The 23919-nt window shown below is 59.7% G+C and carries 20 protein-coding genes; 5 read left to right on the top strand and 15 right to left on the bottom strand.

What is annotated here, in order from left to right:
* Window positions 1-185: 185 nt before the first annotated feature.
* From ACWKV5_RS18295 to ACWKV5_RS18265, 7 genes are all read right to left on the bottom strand, one after another.
* Window positions 186-2129 carry a response regulator gene (locus tag ACWKV5_RS18295; RefSeq protein ID WP_483842431.1) on the bottom strand — a complete coding sequence of 648 codons (1944 nt, stop codon included), beginning with the start codon at window positions 2127-2129 and terminating at the stop codon, window positions 186-188.
* A complete protein-coding gene (locus tag ACWKV5_RS18290) occupies window positions 2119-2994 on the bottom strand; it encodes a sensor histidine kinase (RefSeq protein ID WP_483842430.1) in 876 nt (291 codons plus the stop codon). Before ACWKV5_RS18290 ends, ACWKV5_RS18295 begins: the two co-directional genes overlap by 11 nt.
* On the bottom strand, window positions 2987-3997 hold the full coding sequence (locus ACWKV5_RS18285; protein WP_483842443.1) for an ATP-binding protein: 1011 nt from the start codon (window positions 3995-3997) through the stop codon (window positions 2987-2989). The genes ACWKV5_RS18290 and ACWKV5_RS18285 overlap by 8 nt, the downstream gene beginning before the upstream one ends.
* Window positions 3994-4398, bottom strand: a complete 405-nt coding sequence (locus ACWKV5_RS18280) for an anti-sigma regulatory factor (protein WP_483842429.1) — start codon at window positions 4396-4398, stop codon at window positions 3994-3996. The genes ACWKV5_RS18285 and ACWKV5_RS18280 overlap by 4 nt, the downstream gene beginning before the upstream one ends.
* Window positions 4395-4757: an STAS domain-containing protein gene (locus tag ACWKV5_RS18275; protein ID WP_483842428.1), complete on the bottom strand. Its 363-nt coding sequence runs from the start codon at window positions 4755-4757 to the stop codon at window positions 4395-4397. The genes ACWKV5_RS18280 and ACWKV5_RS18275 overlap by 4 nt, the downstream gene beginning before the upstream one ends.
* 4 nt (window positions 4758-4761) lie before the next feature.
* Window positions 4762-5613, bottom strand: a complete 852-nt coding sequence (locus tag ACWKV5_RS18270; protein WP_483842427.1) for an STAS domain-containing protein — start codon at window positions 5611-5613, stop codon at window positions 4762-4764.
* Window positions 5614-5944: 331 nt separating this feature from the next.
* Window positions 5945-6466 (bottom strand): DUF4142 domain-containing protein, encoded by a 522-nt coding sequence (locus tag ACWKV5_RS18265; protein ID WP_483842426.1) that lies wholly within the window; start codon window positions 6464-6466, stop codon window positions 5945-5947.
* A 218-nt stretch (window positions 6467-6684) separates the two neighbouring features.
* Here ACWKV5_RS18265 and ACWKV5_RS18260 point away from each other — a divergent pair, with 218 nt between their 5' ends.
* Both ACWKV5_RS18260 and ACWKV5_RS18255 read left to right on the top strand, forming a co-directional pair.
* Window positions 6685-6927, top strand: coding sequence for a DUF465 domain-containing protein (locus tag ACWKV5_RS18260; protein ID WP_027923752.1), 243 nt, complete (start codon window positions 6685-6687; stop codon window positions 6925-6927).
* A gap of 108 nt (window positions 6928-7035) precedes the next feature.
* Window positions 7036-7200, top strand: coding sequence for a hypothetical protein (locus ACWKV5_RS18255; RefSeq protein ID WP_483842425.1), 165 nt, complete (start codon window positions 7036-7038; stop codon window positions 7198-7200).
* A 16-nt stretch (window positions 7201-7216) separates the two neighbouring features.
* On the opposite strand, the gene ACWKV5_RS18250 is transcribed toward ACWKV5_RS18255, so the two are convergent.
* The 3 genes from ACWKV5_RS18250 to ACWKV5_RS18240 form a co-directional block, all read right to left on the bottom strand.
* Entirely contained in the window at window positions 7217-8308 is a 1092-nt protein-coding gene (locus tag ACWKV5_RS18250; protein WP_483842424.1) for an SMP-30/gluconolactonase/LRE family protein, read from the bottom strand.
* Window positions 8305-9450, bottom strand: a complete 1146-nt coding sequence (locus ACWKV5_RS18245) for a sterol desaturase/SRPBCC family protein (RefSeq protein WP_483842423.1) — start codon at window positions 9448-9450, stop codon at window positions 8305-8307. Before ACWKV5_RS18245 ends, ACWKV5_RS18250 begins: the two co-directional genes overlap by 4 nt.
* A 99-nt stretch (window positions 9451-9549) precedes the next feature.
* Entirely contained in the window at window positions 9550-10413 is an 864-nt protein-coding gene (locus ACWKV5_RS18240) for a LysR family transcriptional regulator (RefSeq protein WP_483842422.1), read from the bottom strand.
* 131 nt (window positions 10414-10544) lie between these two features.
* Between ACWKV5_RS18240 and ACWKV5_RS18235 the strand changes: the two genes are divergently transcribed.
* Window positions 10545-13175 carry an MGH1-like glycoside hydrolase domain-containing protein gene (locus ACWKV5_RS18235; RefSeq protein ID WP_483842421.1) on the top strand — a complete coding sequence of 877 codons (2631 nt, stop codon included), beginning with the start codon at window positions 10545-10547 and terminating at the stop codon, window positions 13173-13175.
* 142 nt (window positions 13176-13317) lie between these two features.
* On the opposite strand, the gene ACWKV5_RS18230 is transcribed toward ACWKV5_RS18235, so the two are convergent.
* The 3 genes from ACWKV5_RS18230 to ACWKV5_RS18220 form a co-directional block, all read right to left on the bottom strand.
* Window positions 13318-15165 carry an amidohydrolase gene (locus ACWKV5_RS18230; protein WP_483842420.1) on the bottom strand — a complete coding sequence of 616 codons (1848 nt, stop codon included), beginning with the start codon at window positions 15163-15165 and terminating at the stop codon, window positions 13318-13320.
* A 294-nt stretch (window positions 15166-15459) separates the two neighbouring features.
* A complete protein-coding gene (locus ACWKV5_RS18225) occupies window positions 15460-15774 on the bottom strand; it encodes an SCP2 sterol-binding domain-containing protein (protein WP_483842419.1) in 315 nt (104 codons plus the stop codon).
* A 78-nt stretch (window positions 15775-15852) separates the two neighbouring features.
* Entirely contained in the window at window positions 15853-16563 is a 711-nt protein-coding gene (locus ACWKV5_RS18220; RefSeq protein ID WP_483842418.1) for a histidine phosphatase family protein, read from the bottom strand.
* Between the two features lie 204 nt (window positions 16564-16767).
* Between ACWKV5_RS18220 and sohB the strand changes: the two genes are divergently transcribed.
* Together sohB and ACWKV5_RS18210 are read left to right on the top strand one after the other, a co-directional pair.
* On the top strand, window positions 16768-17790 hold the full coding sequence (gene sohB / locus ACWKV5_RS18215; RefSeq protein ID WP_483842417.1) for a protease SohB: 1023 nt from the start codon (window positions 16768-16770) through the stop codon (window positions 17788-17790).
* A 183-nt stretch (window positions 17791-17973) separates the two neighbouring features.
* Entirely contained in the window at window positions 17974-21714 is a 3741-nt protein-coding gene (locus ACWKV5_RS18210; protein WP_483842416.1) for a dermonecrotic toxin domain-containing protein, read from the top strand.
* Window positions 21715-21766: 52 nt separating this feature from the next.
* Here ACWKV5_RS18210 and ACWKV5_RS18205 read toward each other — a convergent pair whose 3' ends face one another.
* Together ACWKV5_RS18205 and ACWKV5_RS18200 are read right to left on the bottom strand one after the other, a co-directional pair.
* The gene (locus ACWKV5_RS18205; RefSeq protein WP_483842415.1) at window positions 21767-22261 is read right to left on the bottom strand and encodes a DUF934 domain-containing protein; all 495 of its coding nucleotides are present in this window, start codon (window positions 22259-22261) and stop codon (window positions 21767-21769) included.
* Window positions 22245-23903, bottom strand: coding sequence for a nitrite/sulfite reductase (locus ACWKV5_RS18200; protein WP_483842414.1), 1659 nt, complete (start codon window positions 23901-23903; stop codon window positions 22245-22247). The genes ACWKV5_RS18205 and ACWKV5_RS18200 overlap by 17 nt, the downstream gene beginning before the upstream one ends.
* Window positions 23904-23919: the final 16 nt, after the last annotated feature.

The following is a 23919-nucleotide window of genomic DNA, read 5'->3' as shown; positions in this document are numbered from 1 at the left end:
GATGGGTTGTTTTTGCTGGCCTCTTCGCGAGCAGGCTCGCTCCCACATTGGAATGTGGTTGGCTGTGGGGGATGAGCTGGGCAGGGGTTGATGGGTTGTTTTTGCTGGCCCCTTCGCGAGCAGGCTCTCTCCCACATTGGAATGCGGTCAACTGTGGGAGCGAGCCTGCTCGCGAAGGCGGTCTGTCAGGCGTAACCGAGTGTGCGTCTGACCTTGTCCAGCAATTCACTGATCTGGAACGGCTTGATCAGCATTTCCATGCCGTCCCCGAGGAACAATTGGCGGTTGATCGCGTTTTCCGCATAACCGGTCATGAACAGGATCGGCAATCCCTCCCGCCACCCTCGCGCTACATCCGCCAATTCGCGGCCGTTCATGCGCGGCAGGCCAACGTCCGTCAGCATCAGATCGATCGACGGATCGTTCTGCAGGCGCTCCAGGGCCGCCTCGATATCGCCCGCCTGAGTGCAGCGATAACCCGCATCCGCCAGCACCTCGGCGACGAACATGCGCACCGAAGGCATGTCCTCGACAATCAGCACATGTTCACCCGAGCCTTGTTGATCCACCGTCTCTGAGACGACATCGGCCGTGGTCGGGTCCGAACTGGCTGGCAGCATGATGGTCACTTCGGTGCCGCGTCGGGCGACGCTGCGGATGTGCGCATCGCCGCCTGATTGCCGGGCGAAACCGTAAATACTCGATAGTCCCAGACCGGTGCCCTGGCCCAGCGGCTTGGTGGTGAAAAACGGGTCGAACACCTTGTCGATCACACTGTGCTCGATGCCGGTACCGTCATCTCGAACCGACAGTGCAACGTAGGCGCCATCCGCCAGTTTCAGGTCGCCGTGGGAATACGCCGCATAGGTGCTGACCCAGATGTTCCCGCCTTGCGGTAACGCATCGCGGGCGTTGATCACCAGGTTGAGCACGGCGCTTTCCAGCTGAATCGGGTCGACCAGCGCAATCGCCGCTTTGGAGGTCAGCTCGAGTTTCAGCGCAATGTGTTCGCCGATGGTGCGCACCAGCAATTCTTCGAGGGAGCGAATGTGTTCGTTGATGTCCACCGGCCGCGTATCCAGCGGTTGCTGACGGGCGAAAGCCAACAACCGATGGGTCAGGGCGGCGGCGCTCATGGCCGAGTTCAACGCCGCATCGGCATAGAACGCAACCTTGTCGGTGCGTGAATCGGCGACGCGTTTCTGGATCAGCTCCAGGCTGGTGATGATGCCGGTCAGCAGGTTGTTGAAGTCATGGGCGATGCCGCCGGTCAACTTGCCCAACGCGTCCATCTTCTGCACTTGCAGCAACTGGGCTTCGGTGCGCACGCGCTCGGCGATTTCACGTTCCAGTTGTGAAGTGGCGTCGTCGAGTCGGGCCAGGTGCGAGCGTTCGCGATGGCGGTGTTCGGTGACGTCTTCGACGAACACCAGGCTCAAACCCGGTGTGCGGTACGGCGAAATCTGCCACTCGGTTTCGCGCAATTCGCCTTCCACGCGCATATTCAAAATGCCTTTCCAGCGCTCGCCCGCGATCAGGCGCAGGCGCAGTTCCTCGATCACCGCTTCCTGGTCCTCGGCGAAGCATTCACCCAGCGTATCCGGGTCAACATTGTCCTGAATCAATCGGGAAAAAGCGTGGTTGCATTCGTGCACTTTGAAATCCGCGTCCAGCACCGCGATCGGTGCCGACACGTTGACGAAAATCTCGCGGAACCGCGCCTCGCTTTCACGCAGGGCGTTTTCAGTGTCGCGCACCCGCAGCAGGGTGCGCAGTGTGGCCAGCAACACGTCCGGGTCCACGGGGTGGATCAGGTAGGCATCGGCCCCGGCATCGAGGCCGGTGATGATGTCGCCGGTCTGGATCGAGGCGGCCGATACGTGAATCACCGGCAGCAGCGCGGTGGCAGCCTCGGAGCGTAGCTTGCGCACGATGTCGAACCCGCTCATGTCCGGCAGGTTGACGTCCAGAATCAGCGCGTCGATGGTTTCGCTGTCGATCAGCGCCAGGCCATCGCCACCGGTCCCGGCCTCCAGCACCAGGTAACCGTGAGCTTCCAGGCGCCGGCGCAAGGCATAGCGCGTCGCAACGTTGTCGTCGACGATCAGCAGGCGGATGTCACGTTTCATCGGCAGGCTCCATGGCGATGGCCAGCGGGATGATCACGAAGAAGGTCGAACCGACCCCCGGTGTACTCTCGACCCCGACTTCGCCGCCCAGCAACGCGGCGAAGCGTTTGCACAGCGACAATCCCAGGCCGGTGCCGCGCAAGCGCTTTTGCAAGGGCGAATCGACTTGGGAGAAGTCCTCGAACAATGCGCCATGTAGCTCGGCAGCGATACCAATTCCGGTGTCGCTGACGGCGAAGCGCACGTGGTCGGTGCCTTGGAGCCGGGCCGACACGCGCACTTCACCGCGCGTGGTGAACTTCAGCGAATTGGAAATGAAGTTGCGCAGGATTTGCGCGAGCTTCTTGTCATCGGTGTACAGGCGCGGCAAACCCACCGGTTCTTCGAAGATCAGGTCCACGGCGCTGGCGTCGACAATCGGGCGAAACATGCCGCGCAGGGCGGAGAACAAGTCGAACATGTCGAACCACGCCGGGGAAATGGTGATCCGCCCGGCCTCGATTTTCGCCAGGTCGAGCAAATCGTCGACCATGTCGCTCAACTCCCGCGCGGCGGTGCTGACGAAGGTCACCTGCTTGTGTTGCTCGGGGCTCAGTGGGCCATCAAGTTCATCGCTCAACAGGCTGGCAATGCTCAGGATCGAGCCCAGCGGCGTGCGAAATTCATGACTCATGTACGACAGGAAACGGCTTTTAAGGTCCGAGGCCTGACGCAACTCTTCGGCCTGGGTGTCGAGTTCGGCGTACAGCGCGAGCACGCCTTGATTGGTTTCATCGAGCTCCTCGCGCAAGGCTGCAGTTTCACTTTGCAGACGTGCGATCAGTGCCGAAGGATCGTCGGGCGTGAGGGTGGGTGACTCAGCCATGGGCGGCCTCCAGGGCGACGACCAATACCGTCACATCGTCCCGCCCGCGACAGAAGTCGCGGTGCAGGACGGCGGCTATCACGGCGGGATGCCGGTGCACCAGGCCGGGGTAGTCATGCAAATTCCATCGGGACTGCAAGCCGTCGCTGTACATGATCAGTAGATGTCCATTCACGTGAGCATAGTCAAAGGGTTGGGCTTTTCGATACTGGCCGCCAACGATGCCGGGATGGGACGCCAGGCCACGGGACTTGTCCGCTGCGATCAGGCTGGCACCAATGTTACCAATGCCGGTGAAGGTCAGTTTGTCGAGTTGCGCGTCGAACTGGGCGAAGGCCAACGCCCCACCACGGGTGCCGATCATGGCTTGGTGAATGTCTTCAAGCAGCAGCACTGGTGAGGCGAATGGCGCGTGCGCGAAGGCTTTTTCACCGGCACGGCCGGCGCGTTCAGCTTCTTCGCCATGGCCGAGGCCGTCAATCACCAAGACGCTTAGATTCTGCCCGTCAATCGCCAGGTGCCAGACATCGCCGCACGCCGGGTCATTGGCCAGCGAGTGCTGGCTGACGCCCAATCGCAGGTCCACGACCTTGTGGGTGCGCGGATACAAACGGGCCAACAGCACGGCGCCCCTTGAATCGGCGTATACATCGAACACGTCGGTCTGACGTGACACCGCACCCAGGCCAATGCCCTGAGTGCCGCCAGTGGAGAAGCCGTCCGTCAGGCACGCGTGCACATCAAAGCCCTGTGCGCGATCCACCGCCAGCATCTCGATGCCTTGACCGTCTTTAAACGGCAGGGTCCGCAGGTGCAATTCGCCACGGGTGGCATGCTTGAGCACGTTGCTCGCCAGTTCCGTGGCCACCAGCGCCACGCGCCCGGCATCGGTGGCGTCAAAGCCGATTGTTTCGGCGAGTTTTTGCGCGGTGCGCCGGGCATGACCGATCTGGCTGCTGTCTTCGATCATCAGCACCTCGGTCAGGGTGCCTGTTATGTTCATGTCCATCGGGTGATCGTTATGCGAGTGCCCTGGCCGGGCGCGGTGTCCAGTTCGAACTCGTCGACCAACCGTTTGGCCCCGGTCAAGCCCAGCCCGAGACCGCTGCCGGAGGTCCAGCCGTCGGTCATTGCCAGTTTGATGTCGGGAATGCCCGGGCCCTCGTCGCGGAAGGTCAGGCGCAGACCGACGCGCGAATTTTCGTCGATGATTTGCCAGTCCATGTCGCCACCGCCGCCATAGACCATGGTGTTACGCGCCAGCTCGCTGACGGCGGTCACCAGTTTGGTCAGGTCGATCAGGCGCATGCCGCATTCGGTAGCGAGCTTGCGCGCCAATTGCCGGGCCAGCACCACGTCCTGCTCAATGTGAATGGGATGAGTGCCACTGCTGCGCGGGGTCATTGCTCGCGCACTCGTGCCAGCAGCAATTTCATCCCGCGCTCGACGTTCAACGCCGTGCTGACGCCCGGCAGGGTCAGGCCCAGCTCGACCAGGGTGATCGCTACCGCCGGCTGCATGCCCACCAGCACGGTTTCGGCGTCCATGATTTTCGACAGGCCGGAAATGGTCCCGATCATCCGGCCAATGAACGAATCGACCATGTCCAGTGCGGAAATGTCGATCAACACACCACGCGCCGATGTCCGGCTGATGCGCTCGGACAAATCGTCCTGAAGGGTCAGGGCGAGTTGGTCGTGCATGTCGACCTGGATGGTCACCAGCAGAAAGTCGCCCATCTGCAGAATTGGAATTCGATCCATGGGCTTATACCGTCTTGCTGACGGTGATTCCCAGGCGGGTCAGGGCCAGTTTCAGGGCATCGGCCAGGTTGGCCTTGGTCACCACGCCTTGCAGGTCCAGGCCCAGGTGCACGATGGTTTGGGCGATCTGCGGACGCACGCCACTGATGATGCAGTCGGCACCCATCAGGCGAATGGCGGTCACGGTTTTGAGCAGGTGTTGAGCCACCAGGGTATCGACGGTTGGCACGCCGGTAATGTCGATGATGGCGATTTCCGAACCGGTGTCGACGATCCGTTGCAGCAGCGATTCCATCACGACTTGGGTGCGCTGCGAATCCAGGGTGCCGATCATCGGCAGCGCCAGAACGCCGTCCCAGAGCTTGACCACCGGGGTCGACAGCTCCAGCAATTCTTCCTGCTGACGCTTGATCACTGCTTCGCGGGATTTCTGGAAAGTGCGAATGGTGTGCATGCCCAAGGCATCGAGCAGTTCGGAGACTTCCCAGAGTTGCTCGGCGAGTACGGCCGGGTTGTCTTTGTAGTGGCTTTGCAACAGGCCGAACAGCGGGCCTTTGAGCGAGAAGATGAAGCTGGCGGTCTGGTGGGAGTCCTGGCCGAGCAGGGCGCGGCTGTGGGAGAGTTTTTCGAGGTATTGACGCGCCTCGTCCCAACCCGGCGCGGCGACATTCTGCCCGTTGCCCTTTTCCAGGCCGCTGACCACCAGATGCAGAAACTCGGCGGTTTGTTGCTTGAGGTCCTGTTCTTTAAGGTTACGGGCAGCGCCATTGGCTTCCAGTCCCTTGATCCATTCGGTAAGCAGTTGTGCCTGATTGTTTTTCATCGCATCGAGTGTGCTGATTTGCAGTGCTGCCATGTCCTTGCGCTCCTGAATGAGTCTTTGCCGGTTCCCTGTGAAAAACGACCGGCGTGAAGTCAGTGACCTTTGCCGAATGAAATAGTTGTTCGTTTTGCCCAGGTTTTTTTCGTTACGGCGGTAAGTTGCCCGGTAACTCTAGTCGGCACTGCTTCAGGCGGCGATTTTTTGACTGGAATGCGGGAGGCGCCACACCTGTTTTCGGGCCACCTGCGCAGATCAAATCGTGGCGAGGGAGCTTGCTCCCGCTGGGCAGCGAAGCGGCCCCAACAGATGGGCCTGCTGCGCAGTCCAGCGGGAGCAAGCTCCCTCGCCACAGGTTTGTGTGGTGTTATTTGTCGGGGTGGGCGGCCTGGAGTTTTTTCGCCATTTCCAGGTGTTTTTCCAGGGCGGGCAGCATTTGTTGTGCGAAACCTTTCAACGCTGTGGCGCCTTTAACCTTGTCGTCCGTCACGGTGTTGGCTTCTTTCTTGAACAGCTCGATGGTGTCTTCGTGGGCTTTTACCTGGTTGTTGGCATACGCCGCGTCAAAGGACTCGTCGCGCATGTCGAGAATTTTCTCCTTGGCCTGCTTGACCAGCGTCGTCGAGTCCGGCACCTCGATGTCGTTCTTTTTCGCCAGGGCCGCCAGTTCATCGTTGGCCTTGGAATGATCGGTGATCATCATGTTGGCGAAGGCCTTGACGTCGGCTGAAGAACTTTTTTCCAGCGCCAGGCGACTGGTTTCGATCTCGGCAATGCCGCCAGCGGCCGCTTTGTCGACGAAATCATTGGAGGTGGCGGCAAATGCCGTGCCCATGCTGCTGCTCAAGGCGACGGCCAGGGCGAGGTGGCGCAGGGTGAATCCGTCCATTGGTCATTCTCCACACAGGTTTGGGTAGGCGATCCGGTGGATCGTTACTCAGTGGAGGTTGGCGCCGGAGCAAAGGTTTTATCGCATTTGCGACAGGACGACGAACGGACACCGCTGGTCTGACAGGTGGTCGACAGAACGCGCAAACCAAGGCCATTCTGATAGTTGGTGAACGCAATCGATCGCGTTTGCTACCGATCATCAAACGGAGGTGTTCCATGCCGGTGAACCATGACCTGTATCAGGACTTGAAGGTTTCAAAGGAAGAGATCCAGCAAAGACGCACCAAGGATCCGTTACTGGATTCGCTGATCAACAAATATTCCCAGGCGGACGCTGAAGTGGTGAAGGCCGAGACCGCGAAATCCGATGCGCCCAGTGATGACCAGTTGAAGAAACTCAAGGAACATCGCTTGTTGGTCAAGGACAAGATCGTCCAGCAATTGCAGGCATCGTCCTGATGCGTCGTACCGAGTCACCGACGACCGGTGACTGAAAAGTGGAACGGCGTCAAAACCGGCACCTCGAATGTCATGAGTCATCGTTAACGACTCACTGAGAGGTGCCTTATGTCCAATCCCAGATTTCCGAGCGAAGAGCAGGGCGGGTACGACCCGATCCCGACTCATCCCGAGCCGTTGAGCCCGAACCACATCACGACCCATCCGGATGCCGAGGATGACGACCCGTTGCGCGAGCGTGAAGAAACGGCGGACGCCCCAGATCCTGAGTAACCCACAAGGGTTGGTGTTATTTCTGGAGGGCGGTGGCGAGTGGCAATCGCGCCATGTTTTTCGCCTTCAATGACCCGAAATACAGCCAGTCTCCGTACTCGCGCACCGTCGTGATCGGCGAATAATTGCCGCTGCTGCCGTCCTGCAGATTGGCTATCACCTTGCCATCCACATCCAGCCCGAGAGCAAAGGCCCGGTTCTCCACCGGTTTAGGCAGCACCTTCAGCGCCCGGACAATCATCTTGCGCACGAACGGGTGCGGTGCCGTGCGGTCGAGCAAGCCGTTGCGCGGTGAATACAGCGCGACCCAGAACCGGTCGCGGCCGTTGAACGAAAGGTTATCCGGCAGCCCCGGCAAGTTGTCGATAAACAGGTCGTGCGTGCCGGCTTTCGGTCCGGTCAGCCAGAAGCGGCTGATGCGGTAAGCGCCGGTTTCGTTGACCAGCACAAAGGCGTCGTCCGGCCCCAGCGTCACACCGTTGGCAAACTCGAGCTTGTCCAGCAACACATCGGTCTTGCCGGTCTGAAAGTCATACCGCAGCAAACGCCCGTCGCCGCCATGTTCGATGATCGCCTCGCCATCCTTGCCGTAACCCCAACGGCTGGAAGCGTCGCTGAAATAGGCGAAATGCCCGGCCTTGTCGATGGCCACGTCATCGGTAAAGCCAAAAGGCACGCCGCCCGCCGTGGTGCTCAACGGAATCAACTGGCCTTGGGCATCCAGCGAAAGCAGCCCTTTGACCCCGTCCGCGACCACCAGCAAGCCATTGGGGTGACGCGCCAGGCCCAATGGTCTGCCGCCGGTATCGGCCAGCACTTTGGTTTGTTTGCCGTCGATGCTCGTGCGAATCAACCGGCCGTCATGCAGGCCGGTAATCAGCGAATCGCTCTCCAGCAGCAGTGCCTCCGGTCCCTCGATGTCAGCCGGGCCGACACGCTCCACGCCTTTGAGGCGTTCATTGTCGGCGTAGACGCCGCTGGTGAGGGAGGGCGCCGGCGGCGGATTCCAGGCCACGGGGCGGACTTTGGTCGGGAACAGCAACAGGAAGGCACACAGGGCAATCAAGAGCAGTAACACCAGATGCCGGAATTTGATAAGTCTTCTCACACAGGGGCTCCGGCGAGTGTCAGTTGTTGTTGCGCCATCTCGCGCAAGGCCAGCATGGACTCGGCGGATTCACGCTCGATGCGCCGCTTGAGCAATAGCTGATTGGCGATGCGCATCGCTACCCCCGCGAATTGATACTCCAGCGTGCGGATAAATTGTGTGCCGTCGGCGTCGGCCGCGCATTCGTAAGTCACCACCAGCGACAAGCCGTGATCGCCCCGCGCCTGGGCACTCCAACGGCGCCCCGGCAGGTATTCATTGACCTCCCAGCTCAAGTGCCCGTCGCGCCCGCCGGCCCTGATGTCTTCCTCGAACCGCGAGCCGGCGTGCAGTGGCCCGGGCTGACCGTCGACCTTGAGCGACGACGGATGCCACTCCGGCCAACGGGTGACGCTGCTGGCGTAGGCCAGCACGTCAATCGGGTTTCCAGCGATAACGATCTGGTGCTGCATGCGGGTCATGGGCGTTCTCGTCAAGGGCAAGGGGTCATGATCCGGTTCCCAGTACAGGGTGCCGAACAGGTAATCCATCAGCGGAAACACGATGTTGAAGTTACGCTCCTGCATCAGCTCGCGGCGGTGATGCAGCTCATGCAGGCGACGCATCTGGCGAATCCATGGCAAGCGCGTGACCGGGTTGCCGGGCGGCAGGTGTTCACAGGCATGAAACACTTCATAGGTCAGGTAGCCGAGCACCAGACAACCGCCAAACAAGCCGGCGACGTTGGTGTCGAAGCGACCCAGCAGCCACCACAGGGGCAGGGTAATGACCACGGTATGCACCACGATCAGCCAGGCTGGAAACAGAATCACCCGCCAATCCCGGGCGCTGTCGTAAGTCATGTGGCCAGGGGCGAAAAAGCTGTGATGGTCGCCGGCATGACGAGCGTAGAACATCCGCGCGAAGCTCTTTTTGTGATGCCCCAACTCTCGGTGCACCTTGTACACGCCGAAGTTGAAGAACAGCAGCGTGATCGGCACCGCCAGCCATTCCAGTGGAGTCACCTGATGCACGGTGCTCCAGAATCCGCCGATGGCCAGCACCCCGAAAACCAGCACAAACGCGCCGTGCAGCCAGGGGTTGTAGAGGGGGTGTATAGCGGCGCGGTAGCGGCTGCGGAAGTCTTGGGTGGTTTGCCTCACTGCGTTCACCTGTGCTTATTGTTATAACCAGCAGATTAGCTGATCTCCCTGCAAAGGCTGGCGCTACTTAGAGGACACAAACGCCATGATCCGGTGTGCTCAGGTCAGCGGATTCCAGCGCTGCGACCAGTCTTCATCGGACTGGATCAATTCACGCAACAAATCGAAGGCCCGCTGCAGGGTCGCCGAGTCACGATCACGCGAGTACACCAGGTAGGTCGGGTAACTGAACTCCGGGGCCTTGGGCACGGCTTCCAGTACACCGCTTTCCAGGTAACTACGGACCACGCGCGTGCGGAAATAGCCGCTGCCGCCATTTTCCAGGATGTACTGCAAGCCGAGCGGGCCGAGGTTGAAGCTCAGCGGGGCTTTGGCTTTTTCCGGCAGGGCGGCATCGTGCTGGCGTCGGAAGTCCGCACCCCAGTCGATGTACACGTAAGGATCGGGTTTGCCGGCGAGGCGCACCTGCACCAGTTTTTCTTCCAGTACCTGCTCGACTTGCAGTCGCGGCCAGTACTCCGGCTGATAGACCAGCGCGGCATCGAGTACGCCCAGTTCGAGTTGCCGCAAGAGGTTTTCGCCGTCACGGATTTCCATGCGCAAGGCGTGGCTGGGAATCTTCTCGCGCAGTTCGCCGGCCCAACTGAGCATCAACGGGTTGCACAGGCTGACTTCGCCACCGATGTGCAGCACATCGCGGTAACCCTCAGGCAACGGCAAATCCCGACGCGCCGCTTCCCAGGTCTCGACCAGTTGATTGGCGTACACCACAAAGGCCTCGCCATTCGGCGTCAGGCGCGCGCCTGCGCGGTTGCGCACGAACAGCGTGCTGCCCAGCTGGCTTTCAAGCTTCTGCACGCGCGCGGTAATCGCGGTCTGGGTGACGTGGAGCTTCTCGGCGGCGGCAGCGAGGCTGCCGTGGCGGACGATTTCCAGAAAGGTGCGGGCGAGGTCGATGTCCATGGGGCGGCCGGTGCGGGAAGTGCGAGCATTGTAGGAGCACTCCCACCCTGTGGCGAGGTGTCATGGTTTTCACATTGCTGGTGGGGCGTGCGCACTACACTGCAACCGTCTCCAGCCCAACGGCCCGACCCATGACGGTAAAGCACGCAGCAAACATCCTCGATACCACTGAAGGCCTGCGTCTGGCTGGCAGCCATGCCGAGGCCTGGCGCGAATGGGGGCCTTACTTGAGCGAACGCCAATGGGGCACGGTGCGCGAAGACTACAGCGCCGACGGTGATGCCTGGCGCTATTTTCCTCACGAACACGCCCGCAGCCGGGCCTATCGGTGGGGCGAGGACGGGCTGGCCGGGTTCAGTGACAAGGCTCAGCACTGGTGTCTGGGGCTGGGCTTATGGAATGAGCGTGACCCGATTCTCAAGGAGCGTCTGTTTGGCTTGAACAACGCCGAAGGCAATCATGGCGAGGACGTCAAAGAGCTGTATTTCTACGTCGATGGCGTGCCCAGTCATGCCTACATGCGCATGCTCTACAAGTATCCGCAGGCTGAATTCCCCTATGCAGACCTGGTGGCCGAAAATGGCCGCCGTGGCTTGGCCGATACCGAGTATGAAATCCTCGACACCGGCGTGTTTGAAGACAACCGTTATTTCGACGTGACGGTGGAATACGCCAAACAGGCGGCAGATGACATTTTCATGCGCGTCACCGTGCATAACCGATCCGATCAGCCAGCACGGCTTCACGTGTTGCCGCAACTCTGGGCCTGCAACACCTGGAGTTGGGCGGCGGACGTGCCGCAACCGAGCCTCACGCTGAGCGGCGATGAGGTCCTGGCCCGGCACCCGCAACTCGCCGATCGGCAGGCCCGCGCCTGGGGCGAGGAAGACTGCCAATGGCTGTTCTGCAACAACGAGAGCAACTTCCCCAAACTGGACGGCGTGGCTGCGAGTGGTCCGTTCAAGGACGGCATCAACGACTTCATCGTCGATGGCCACAACGATGCGATCCGCGATGACACGGGAACTCGCGTGGCCGCGCATTTTATCCTGGCGTTCGAGGCTGGTCAGAGCCGATGCGTCTACCTGCGTTTTGCCCCGACCGACGCGGCCCGGGTCAATGCCAAAACACTGTTCGAGCGGCGTCGCGCTGAAGCCGATGAGTTTTACGCGGCGCTGCAAACCGGTATCGCTGATGCGGATGCGCGCAATGTTCAGCGTCAGGCGCTGGCCGGGTTGCTCTGGTCGAAACAGCTGTATTACTTCGACGTCAACCAGTGGCTCGACGGCGACCCGGCGCAACCGCCGCCACCTGCCGGGCGCTCGCACATTCGCAATACGCATTGGCGGCACCTGTCGAATTTCGACATCGTCTCCATGCCCGATACGTGGGAATACCCGTGGTACGCCTCGTGGGACCTGGGCTTTCAGGCGGTGGCGTTCGCGCTGATCGACCCTGGATTCGCCAAGCATCAATTATTGCTGCTGGTCAAAGACCGCTTCATGCACCCCAATGGCCAGTTACCAGCCTACGAATGGCGATTCGACGACGCTAACCCGCCGGTGCATGCCTGGGCGTGTTGGCGGGTGTATCAGCAGGACAAGGCGCTGACGGGCGTCGGCGACATGGACTTTCTTGAACGGATCTTCCACAAACTGCTGCTGAACTTTTCCTGGTGGGTCAACCGTAAGGACGCGGAAGGTCGCAATCTGTTTCAGGGTGGATTTCTCGGGTTGGACAACATCGCATTGTTCGACCGTTCGGCGTTATTGCCACCCGGTTATCAACTGGATCAGGCCGACGGCACGGCGTGGGTCGCCGCTTATGCGCTGGACCTGATGCGCATCGCGCTGGAGTTGGCCAAGCGCAACAGTGTGTACGTCGACATTGCGGTGAAGTTCTTCGAACATTTCCTCTACATCGCCGGGGCAATCAACCGGGTTGACTCCGACGCCGAAGGATTGTGGGACGAACAGGATCAATTCTTCTACGACGTGCTGCATCGTCCCGATGGCGTAAACGAACCGCTGCGTTTGCGCTCGATTGTCGGCCTGATGCCGCTGTTTGCCGTGCAGGTGCTGGAGCAACACGAGCATGAAGGGCTACCCGGACTGCGTGAGCGTCTGCTCGGTTTCATGCGCCATCGCCCGGACCTCGCCAGCCTGGTTTCACGCTGGACGGAACCGGGCGAAGGCAACCGGTTCCTCCTGGCTTTGTTGCGTGGCGAGCGCACCAAGGACCTGCTCAGGCGCATGCTCGATGAAAGCGAGTTTCTCTCTCCATTCGGGATTCGTTCGTTGTCCAAAGCCTTTGCTGAACAGCCCTTTGGATTGCTGATCAACGGTGACCAACTGTGTGCTCATTACGAGCCAGCAGAATCAGAGTCCAGGCTTTATGGCGGCAATTCCAACTGGCGCGGGCCGGTGTGGATGCCGATCAACTACATGCTGATCGAATCCTTGCGCGAGTTTCATCGTTATTACGATCAGAACTTTTCAGTGGAATACCCGACGGGGTCAGGATTCCTGGCGTCACTGGAAGAAGTCGCCGACCGCTTGAGCCAGCGACTGACCGGGCTGGTGCTTCGCGATGACGCGGGCAATCGGCCGTCAATGGCGGCGTATCCACAGCTGCAGGCGGATGCTGCCAGCCGCGACCTGGTGTTGTTCCATGAGTATTTTCATGGGGAAACCGGACGCGGGATGGGGGCGAGCCATCAGACGGGATGGAGCGCGCTGATCGCGTTGTTGCTGCAACCCTGATTCCCGCCCAACGCAGCCCCCCTGTAGGAGTGAGCTTGCTCGCGATGAGGCCCTGTCAGTCAACATCAATATTGAATGTCAGACCGCTATCGCGAGCAAGCTCGCTCCCACAGGGGATTGATGGTGTTTGCGGGATCATTGTTCAAAACGCAAAACACGAACAGCCAAACGCGCCCCAGAATCCCTGAAAGTCACTGACCGGCGCTGACGACATCCGCGCCCGCTCATGGCTGTGCGCATGCACCGCGCAGGCACCTGCGCATTGATGAACCTGTGCGGTCATCGGTGTCAGGTGTTTCCAGTGCCCCGGCACCTTGGTCACCGGCGACCACTCCGGCACCACAGGAATCGGCGGCGGCCCGAGTTTTTCGAACTCATGGGTGCCGTGGACAATCTTGCCGTCGACAATGGTCAGCACCGACTCGATCCATTTGATCGCTTCATCCTCGATGTGGAAATAGTCCGCCGACAGTGCAATCAAATCCGCCAGTTGCCCGACTTTGATCATGCCTTTCTTGCCCTGCTCGGAAGAGAACCAGGCACTGCCATGGGTGAACAGCTCCAGCGCCGTGTCGCGGCTCAAGCCTTGCGGGTACAGTTCCAGGCCACCGACCGTGCGGCCACTGACCAGCCAATACATCGACGTCCAGGGGTTGTAGCTGGAAACGCGGGTGGCATCGGTGCCGGCGCCAACCGGAAGGCCTTCGGCGAGCATGCGCGCGATGGGCGGGGTGTGTTCGGCGGCTTTGGCACCGTAACGGTCGACGAAATACTCGCCCTGAAACGCCATCCGGTCCTGTATCGCAATACCACCGCCCAAGGCTTTGACCCGTTCGATGTTTTGCGGCGTGATCGTTTCGGCGTGGTCGAAAAACCACGGCAGACCGTTGAATGGAACGTCGCGATTAACCTTCTCGAACACATCGAGCATGCGGCTGATGGATTCGTTGTATGTGGCGTGCAAGCGAAACGGCCAGCGTTGCTCCACCAGATGCCGAACCACCGGTTCCAGTTCCTGCTCCATGGTTTGCGGCAGGTCCGGGCGCGGTTCGAGGAAGTCTTCGAAATCCGCCGCCGAGAACACCAGCATTTCCCCGGCACCGTTGTGCCGCAGGAAATCGTCGCCCTGGCCGTAATGTGAAGTGCTGGTCCAGTTCTTGAAGTCGGTCAGTTCTTCCTTGGGTTTCTGGGTGAACAGGTTGTAGGCGACGCGCACCGTGAGTTGTTGGTCTTTGGCCAATTGCTGGATGACCTGATAGTCGTCCGGGTAGTTCTGGTAACCGCCGCCGGCATCGATGGCGCTGGTGATGCCCAGGCGATTGAGTTCGCGCATGAACTGGCGGGTCGAGTTGACCTGGTATTCCAGAGGCAGTTTCGGCCCCTTGGCCAAAGTCGAATACAGGATCATCGCATTGGGTCGGGCGATCAACATGCCGGTCGGGTCGCCGTTGGCGTCGCGCTGGATTTCACCGCCCGGCGGGTTCGGGGTGTCGCGGGTATAACCGACCACTTTCAGTGCGGCGCGATTGAGCAGGGCGCGGTCGTAGAGGTGCAGGACAAACACCGGGGTATCTGGCGCGGCCTTGTTCAATTCATCAATCGTTGGCAAGCGCTTCTCGGCAAACTGGAATTCGTTCCAGCCACCAACCACCCGCACCCATTGCGGCGTGGGTGTGCGATCGGCCTGGTCCTTGAGCATGCGCAAGGCATCGGCCAGTGACGGCACGCCTTCCCAGCGCAGTTCGAGGTTGTAATTGAGGCCGCCACGGATCAGGTGCAGGTGCGAGTCATTGAGGCCGGGAATCACTGTGCGACCGTGCAGGTCGATGATGTGCGTACCAGGGCCTTGCAGGGCCATGGCCTGGGCATCGCTGCCAACCACCACAAAGCGTCCGTCCTTGATCGCGACGGCGCTGGCCTGGGGTTTTTTGCGGTCAACGGTGTGCAGGCGTCCGTTGTACAGAATGAGGTCGGCGGGGGTATCGGGCATGGTTTTACTCCCTGCGAAAAGCGGGCTGATCCAGGCACCGACAGCACCTGCCGAAAGGCCTTGCAGTACACGTCGGCGGTTAAAACCGTCAGGGTCGTCAGGTGGGCTCATGGCCGTGCTCCGCGCAATGGGGTCGGGGGCAAACAGCCGATGTCTGACGCATGCGGCCAGAAGGAATATAGACGGTGAATCCGCAGGGGGGCGTTTTCCGCGGTCGGAAAACGACGAATCCCGCCACAAGGGGCGGGATTCGTTGATAGCCAGACAGGCTCCCGAAGGTCGGGAGCCGCCGTCTTAGCCTGGGAACAGCTCGGACAGTTTCATCGCCAGCATCATGTCGCCTTCAGCGCGCAGTTTGCCGCCCATGAACGCTTGCATGCCGTCGGTCGAACCGTCAACGATGCCTTCCAGGGTTTCGCCGTCCATCACCAGGGTGACCTGAGCGTCAGGGTTTTCGCCTTCTTGCAGCTCGCAGGTGCTGTTTTTGACGATCAGCGAGAAGTTCTTGGTGTCGTCGATGCGGAAACCGAATACCAGGTCCAGACCGGCAGCAGCGGCTGGGTTGAACTTGGCTTTCATTGCTTGTACGGCATCAGCTACGGAGGTCATGGTTCGATCCTTTCTTGGGTAATAAGAGCAGGGTAATTACAGCTGGGTGATTACAGCCAGGGTCACAATAGTCCGGACTCAACGAAACGTGATGAGTTCCGGGGCCTTCAGCAGTTGCAGGTGTGCATGACTGTTGAAGGAAGCCAGCGCCACCTCGCGACCACGGAACTTCAAGTGGTTGAGCGAGGTGTTGACGATTTGCCAGTTCAGTTCGAATGCCTGCCGGGCAGGCATGTGTGTAATGAGGTGGAGCAGGGCAGTGATGGTGCCACCGGAGGTAAACACGGCGATTTTATGGGTGCTGTCGGCACTTTCCAGGATTCGTTGCAGGCCGGCTTGCACGCGTTCAACAAAACCCAGCCAGCTTTCCAGGCCCGGCGTGTCATAGGTGCCAGCTAGCCAGCGTTCGATGATCAGGGCAAAGATGCGCTGGAATTCGGCGCGGTTTTGCGCGGCGTTGCGCAGGATGTCCAGCGCCTCGGGTTCGTCCTCCAGCATGGCCGGCAGCAGCGCGCGGATGACCGCGTCGGCGTCGAACTCATTGAAGGCAGGATCGATTTCCAGGGTCGGCACTGGCAGGCCCACGGCGGCATACTGTTCCAGCGCGCTGTTGGCGGTATGTTGCTGACGGCGCAGGTCACCCGAGAGGCAGCGATCGAAGCTGATACCCAGCTCGGCCAGGTGTTGGCCGAGGATTTCTGCCTGGCGAATACCGGTCGGCGACAGGACGTCATAGTCGTCTGCACCAAAGGAGGCCTGGCCATGTCGAATCAAATAGATACTGCCCACGTCCGCGTCATCCCGGTACGTTGAAGGTTTGGCGAGGTTATGAGGATGGCGCTGAGCTGTCAATGAAAAAACATACGCTTGTTTGAAATGGCCGTTACAGGCCTGTTGCCAGAGGTTTCACGGCTGGTCGTCGGGCTGGCGCATGGGTATGCTGAACACATCCCGCGCGTGATTTAAGTCGCGCATCGTCATGAAGGAGTCAATGTGGAGTTTCTCACCGAGTACGCCAGCTTTCTGGCCAAGACCGTGACACTGGTGATCGCCATTCTGGTGGTCCTGGCCAGTTTTGCGGCATTGCGCAGCAAAGGTCGACGCAAGGCGGCCGGCCAGTTGCAAGTCAGCAAGCTCAATGATTTCTACAAAGGGCTGCGTGAACGCCTGGAGCAAACCTTGCTTGACAAGGATCAGCTCAAGGCCTTGCGCAAGTCCCAGGTCAAATCCGAGAAAAAGCAAAAGAAAGTCCCCGAGGCCAAGCAACGCGTGTTTGTGCTGGATTTCGACGGCGACATCAAGGCGTCTGCCACCGAGAACCTGCGCCACGAAATCACCGCGCTGCTGACGCTGGCCACGCCCAAGGATGAAGTGGTGCTGCGGCTGGAAAGCGGCGGCGGCATGGTTCACAGCTACGGCCTGGCGTCCTCGCAACTGGCGCGGATTCGCAATGCCGGCGTGCCATTGACCATCTGCATCGACAAGGTCGCGGCCAGCGGCGGCTACATGATGGCGTGCATCGGCGAGAAGATCATCAGCGCGCCGTTCGCGATCCTCGGCTCGATTGGTGTGGTGGCACAGTTGCCTAACGTCAATCGCTTGCTGAAGAAACACGACATCGATTTCGAAGTGCTGACCGCCGGCGAGTACAAACGCACCCTGACCGTGTTTGGCGAAAACACCGAGAAGGGCCGCGAGAAATTCCAGGAAGACCTGGACATTACTCATCAGCTGTTCAAGAACTTCGTCGCGCGCTATCGCCCGCAACTGGCCATTGATGAAGTGGCCACCGGCGAGATCTGGCTCGGTGTCGCCGCCCTCGACAAGCAACTGGTCGACGAACTCAAGACCAGCGATGAATACCTCGCCGAACGGGCAAAAAATGCCGAGCTCTTTCACCTGCACTACGCCGAGCGAAAAAGTCTGCAAGAGCGCATTGGCATGGCGGCCAGCGGTTCGGTCGATCGCGTTTTGCTGACCTGGTGGAGCCGGTTGACCCAGCAACGCTTCTGGTAATCGTCAGCGCAAATTGTCTTGAAGAAAAAACCGGGCTCATGTCCCGGTTTTTTTTGCTTTGGCTCCGTCCACATTCCTTCCTGAAATGGGGAAATCTCCTAAGGCGGCCGTCGTCGCTGTCCTGCATCCAATGGAACAGCGGCTGGTTAGGGTGGTGTTCCAAATGTTCGCAATGGAATGCACATGACCGACCTCAATCAAGGCCACTACTCCGGCCCGCTACGAATGCGCGACGAGCTCAACGCCGCCGTGAACATCGCGCTGCCACAAACCCCTGATCAGTTTGGGGCACGCTTGATCAAGGAAAAGTGGGGGGCGGATATCGATCCGCAGGCGGCGCTGCTGGTCACGCTCGATTACAACTACAAAGGCCATCCTGCACAGGACGGCATCCAGCAGGGGCAAGTGGCGAGCTCGCAATCGCTGTTGCAAGTGCTGCTTTCCAATTATCAAACGGTGGGCGACGGACGTTTTGCAGAAACCGTGTTTGGCCTGTACACGGCACCGGACATCGGGCCATCCGTTCGCATCGTGCCGCATGTCGATGAGTTCGCTGATCACGGCAGCGGCAATCACCAGACCTACGAAGGCATTTATCGCCAGACGACCCCGCAAACCTATGGGCCATCAACGCAGATCCCCTTGAAGCCCGCAGACTTCAAAAAGTGGGTCTGGGAGCTGGATTTACAGAGTTTGTACAAGGCGTATCTCGATCAGGCCTGGCCGTCCGACGAGGCGATTGTCGCGCCGCAATCCTATGCATTGAGGACGTCGGTCAAAGCGGCATTTGTCATGACTGCCTGGCTGCAGCGGCATGAGCAACGCTTGAGTCAAAAGGGACTGGAGCTTGCGATGCAGGCAGCCGGTTTACCGGTGGATCAGGCATGGGAAACGCTGACGATCGAATCATTGCAAGCGCCCACCCGAATCCCCTCCACGGTTACGGCGAGCCGTTTAAAGCTGTATGGCTACATCGCAATCGACATCTGGACCTTTCGTCTCGCCGCCGGCCCCCAGGTGTTGATGTACATCCCGGGCAACTCCTCACCCCTGCATGACTTCGCCGACGTCTCGCAGTTGCACCAATGGGTGGTCGCACAGAGCAAGGACAATGCAACGAAGCAAGCGTTGGCGGCTCACTTTACCGACGAGGATCGCCAGGACGGCACCTTCCATGCCGGTGTACTGACAGCGCTGGACGGCATGGCGATTTACCCGCAAAAGCATTGGCTGAAGAGCAATGCCGGTTTCTTCAACAATGACGGGTATTGGGACCCAGCCGAGTACATTGGCTTCGACGATCAGCCACCTGCGACCGATCCGTTTGCACGGTGGGTTTTGACGATGAAGCAGGCTGCCCGGGAAAGCGCCAAAACCATCCGGGACGACGCGCAAGTCAACCGCGACAATTTGAGCGCGGTGGTCGAACCAGTCGTGCAATGGATAAACCGGTTTGGGCCGTTGGCCCTGTTTGTGCCGGGGGGAGAGGGAGTATTGGCGCTGGCCGGACTCATCGACGCTGGTTACGGGCTGGATCAGGCCGTGAACGGTAAAACGCCCAGCGAGCGCAAGGAAGGCATATCCCGCACAGTATTTGGTTTGCTCAATGCGCTGCCGCTGGCCGGCGCGGGGGCGGAAGTTAACGTTGGAAGCGCCGAGAACGAGGCAATTGGGCCAAGTGAACACGTCGCCCTCGTAACGCCGGTCGAGGAAAGTGTGGCAGCGCCTTCCAGGCTATCGCGGCTGGAACTGATCCGCGGCATTGGCCCCTCGGTCGCGTCATTCAGCGATGAAGTCCTGGCGCAGATCGGCAAGGTCAGTGCGGTAGATGACGACATGCTGCGGTTGATGAACGCCGGTCGGCCACCGACGCCGTTGTTGGCCGACACGATCAGCCGCTTCAAGCTCGATCAGGAATTGGGTGGGGCTGGGCAAACCGAGTTGTTCAACAGTCGTTATGCCGCGCTGCAGCAATCAGAGCATGAATGGGTCCGGCTGTTTCAGCGCCAGTATCCGGGGCTTCCAAAAAGTGCCATTGAGCAAATGCTTGACCGCGACGGCGTAGACATCAGCACGACGCCCGACGCTGTCGAGGTCAGGACAGTATTCCAGCGTCTCGACAGCAAGGCCCGTCAGTACCAGCAGCATGTGCGCCTGAATCGTGCCTACGAAGGCCTTTACCTTGGGTCGGTTGCCAATGCCGAGACGGATACGCTGGCGTTGCACTCCCTCCAGAATGTGCCCGGATGGCCCAAAAACCTGCGGATAAACATTCTTGACCATTCGCCCGCTGGGCGGGTTCTGGACAGCTGCGGTCCACTCGATGCAGCTAATACTCGCATCCTCATCAGCGCGCAAAACCGCTATGAGCCTCCAACCATGCCATCGGACTTCTATGAGGCTGTGCTCGCCATTTTGTCCAAGGACGAACGCTCGGCGTTACACCTGACGTCAGACGATCCCGCCAATGAGTTGCGGCTCAAGGTCGGCGCAGTCGCGCTGCCTCGTTCGCAAACCCTGCTCGGGTTGCAAAGGATGGACAGCGGACTGACGTTTGAGCCTCAGGGGTTGCGTGGCGGAGGTTATCCGACGACACCGCAAGGCACAGCCATGACCCACGAGATGATGAGGTTGCAGCTCAAGGATATTTATCCCGACTTCACCTCAGCGCAGGCCGATGAAACCCTGCAGCGGGTGGGCAATACTGCGCAAGCTTATATTGATGGGCTAAAACAGCAATTACGGCAACTCCACACTGATTTAAACGGCTGGATAGATCAGGTTCCCCAGGATGTCGATGACATGGACCTTGCTTTTCTGGCTGTTGGCGATGTGGCGGCTCAGGGTTTGAACCCTGCACAAATCGCGGCCTATAACGTCCAGCTGCTGATGGAGGAGATGCAGGACGAGCGAGCCCTGAGGACGGAGCTCGCCGAAGAATTGATGAACATATGGCAAAAGCGTGGCGGTTCCCCACGTATCACGCTGGGTATGAATTTCGAAAACTATCACCGATTGCCAACGTTGAATGTGCGTTTCGACGACGTGACCGAGCTTTTGATGCAGGGCTTCCATCTGACCGAGCAAGACAGCCTTAACGGGTTTCTCGAGAGCTTTCCAAATCTTGAGATATTGAATCTGGAAAGCGTGGACTTGCGTCACTACTTCGTGGCCGGCGATGCGGGTCGCTCTTTGCCGCCCGCCATCGGTCAATTGACACACCTTCGCACTCTGAACCTGCGAGCAACTGAGTTGGTATTCACTGAAAGTGCCGCTTCACAGCTGCGTGACCTGACCCATCTGCAATCGCTGGATTTAAGTGACAACCCGCTGGCTGTGCCCCCTCTGGTGTTGGGCATGAACGAACTACGCCAGCTCAACCTGAGAAATACACACATCAGCCGGTGCCCGATCGGTATCAAGGACGAGCCCTATCTGACAACCCTGGATTTACGGGATAACCAGATCACCCGGGTACCGCCAGCGATCATAAACCAGGCAATCGAAGATGATCGTGTGTTGCTCTTGGGGAATCCGCTGACAGACGAAGACACGCTACGCCGGTTGGTCAGCCATCGAGAGGAGACAGGCATCAATTTATGGCTCAACGCGCCCGGCGCCGGCTATGGCTCGCCGAGGGTATGGCTGCGAGATTACGACCCGGCGTTGCAGCAGTCCCGACAAGCACTTTGGCAACGACTGGCAGGCAAACCTTCCGGCACCCGGTTTTTAGCGGTCATGGACAGGCTGAGTCTGACGGCCGATTTTCAAGTCAGCTATCTGCCGCTACAAACACGAGTCTGGAGATTGTTGAACGAGGCCGATGCGTCTGAGGAAATGTGCAATCGACTAAGTCACAGCAGCGGGCGCTTTGATCATCCGATGGCGGCTTTCAGGGCACTGGAGGAGAGGGCCAATCTTTGAATTGAAGCAGGAGGGGAGCCTTGAACCCCGCAAGGGGTTCAAGGGTTGACCATCAGCGGCGACGGAACAGCGGCAGCGGTTCGTCGGTGGCGGCCTGATACGTCACCGAGAAGTCCTTGAGACCTTCCAGGGCTTCGTACGGGTCTTTATCGGGGCGTACTGCAAACGCATCAAAACCGCAGCGATGCATGTAGAACAACTGGTCGCGCAGCACATCACCAATCGCCCGCAATTCGCCTTTGAAACCGTAACGGTCACGCAGCAGACGGGCATTGGAGTAGTTGCGGCCATCGGTGAAGGCCGGGAAGTTCAAGGCAATCACCTTGAACTGCTCCACGTCTTCACCGATTTCTTCAGCTTCCTCGTCGGCATCCAGCCAAACGCCAAGGCCGCCATCGCGGGCCTTGAGCATACGGCTGTGTTCGCGCCACAGTTGCAACGGGACGATCAGGTCATCGCAGTTGCTGATCTCGTCGATGTTGAAATCCTTGGGCAGCAAGTGCCAGGTTTCGTCGACGACCTCGTTGTTCTTAATGATTCGCTGCATAGACGCGTTCCTTGAAGAGGTCGATGCCAATACGCTGGTAGGTGTCGATGAAACGCTCGTCTTCGGTACGTTGTTCGATGTACACGTCGATCAGCTTTTCGATCACGTCAGGCATGGCTTCCTGGGCAAAGGACGGGCCAAGGATCTTACCCAGGCTGGCGTCACGGCTGGCGCTGCCGCCGAGGGACACCTGGTAGAACTCTTCGCCTTTCTTGTCCACCCCGAGGATGCCGATGTGGCCGACGTGGTGATGACCACAGGCGTTCATGCAACCGGAGATGTTCAGGTCCAGTTCACCAATGTCGAACAGGTAATCCAGGTCGTCGAAGCGACGCTGGATCGATTCGGCAATCGGGATCGACTTGGCGTTGGCCAGCGAGCAGAAATCACCGCCAGGGCAGCAGATGATGTCGGTCAGCAGGCCAATGTTCGGCGTGGCGAAACCTTGCTCGCGCAACTCGCCCCACATCGCGAACAGTCGCGACTGTTCCACGTCGGCCAGGATGATGTTCTGTTCGTGCGACGTGCGCAGTTGACCGAAGCTGTAACGATCGGCCAGGTCGGCCACGGCGTCGAGCTGCTTGTCGGTGATGTCGCCCGGCGCTACACCGGTCGGCTTCAGGGACAGGGTCACAGCCACATAACCCGGCTTCTTGTGCGCCAGGGTGTTGCGGGTACGCCAGCGTGCGAAACCAGGGTGCTGCTGGTCGAGCTCGGCCAGTTCGGCGGTCTGGTTTTCCAGGGCCTTGTAGTCGGGGTCGACGAAATGCTTGGCAACGCGATGCAGTTCAGCCTCGGTCAGCGTGGTCTGGCCACCGCGAAGGTGTTCCATTTCCGCGTCGACCTTTTGGGCGAAGACTTCAGGCGTCAGCGCCTTGACCAGAATCTTGATCCGCGCCTTGTACTTGTTGTCGCGACGGCCATAGCGGTTGTAGACCCGCAGGATGGCGTCGAGGTAGCTCAACAGGTCTTGCCACGGCAGGAATTCATTGATGAACGCGCCCACCACTGGCGTACGACCGAGGCCGCCGCCAACCAATACACGGAAGCCCAATTCACCAGCGGCGTTGTGCACCGGTTCAAGGCCAATGTCATGGACTTCAATGGCGGCACGGTCAGACGTCGAACCGTTGACCGCGATCTTGAACTTGCGCGGCAGGTAGGCGAATTCCGGGTGGAACGTGGTCCACTGACGGACGATCTCGCACCATGGGCGCGGATCGATCAATTCATCGGCGGCGACACCGGCGAACTGGTCGGTGGTGACATTGCGCAGGCAGTTGCCGCTGGTCTGGATCGCGTGCATCTGCACGGTCGCCAGTTCAGCCAGAATGTCCGGAATGTCTTCCACGGCCGGCCAGTTGAACTGCACGTTCTGCCGGGTACTGATGTGGGCATAGCCCTTGTCATAGTCGCGGGCAATCTTGGCCATCATGCGTATCTGACGCGAAGTCAGTTGGCCGTAAGGCACCGCCACACGCAACATCGGCGCGAAACGCTGGATATAAAGCCCGTTTTGCAGGCGCAGGGGGCGGAATTCTTCTTCGCTCAGCTCGCCTGCCAGATAGCGTCGGGTCTGATCACGGAACTGCTTGACGCGGTCCTCGATGATCCGCTGATCGTATTCGTCGTATACGTACATATAAGTCCTGTTCTCA

The sequence above is a fragment of the Pseudomonas oplopanacis genome, assembly GCF_057128725.1.
The sequence above is the reverse complement of the archived record's forward strand: the minus strand, read 5'-3'. Positions and strand labels throughout refer to the sequence as shown.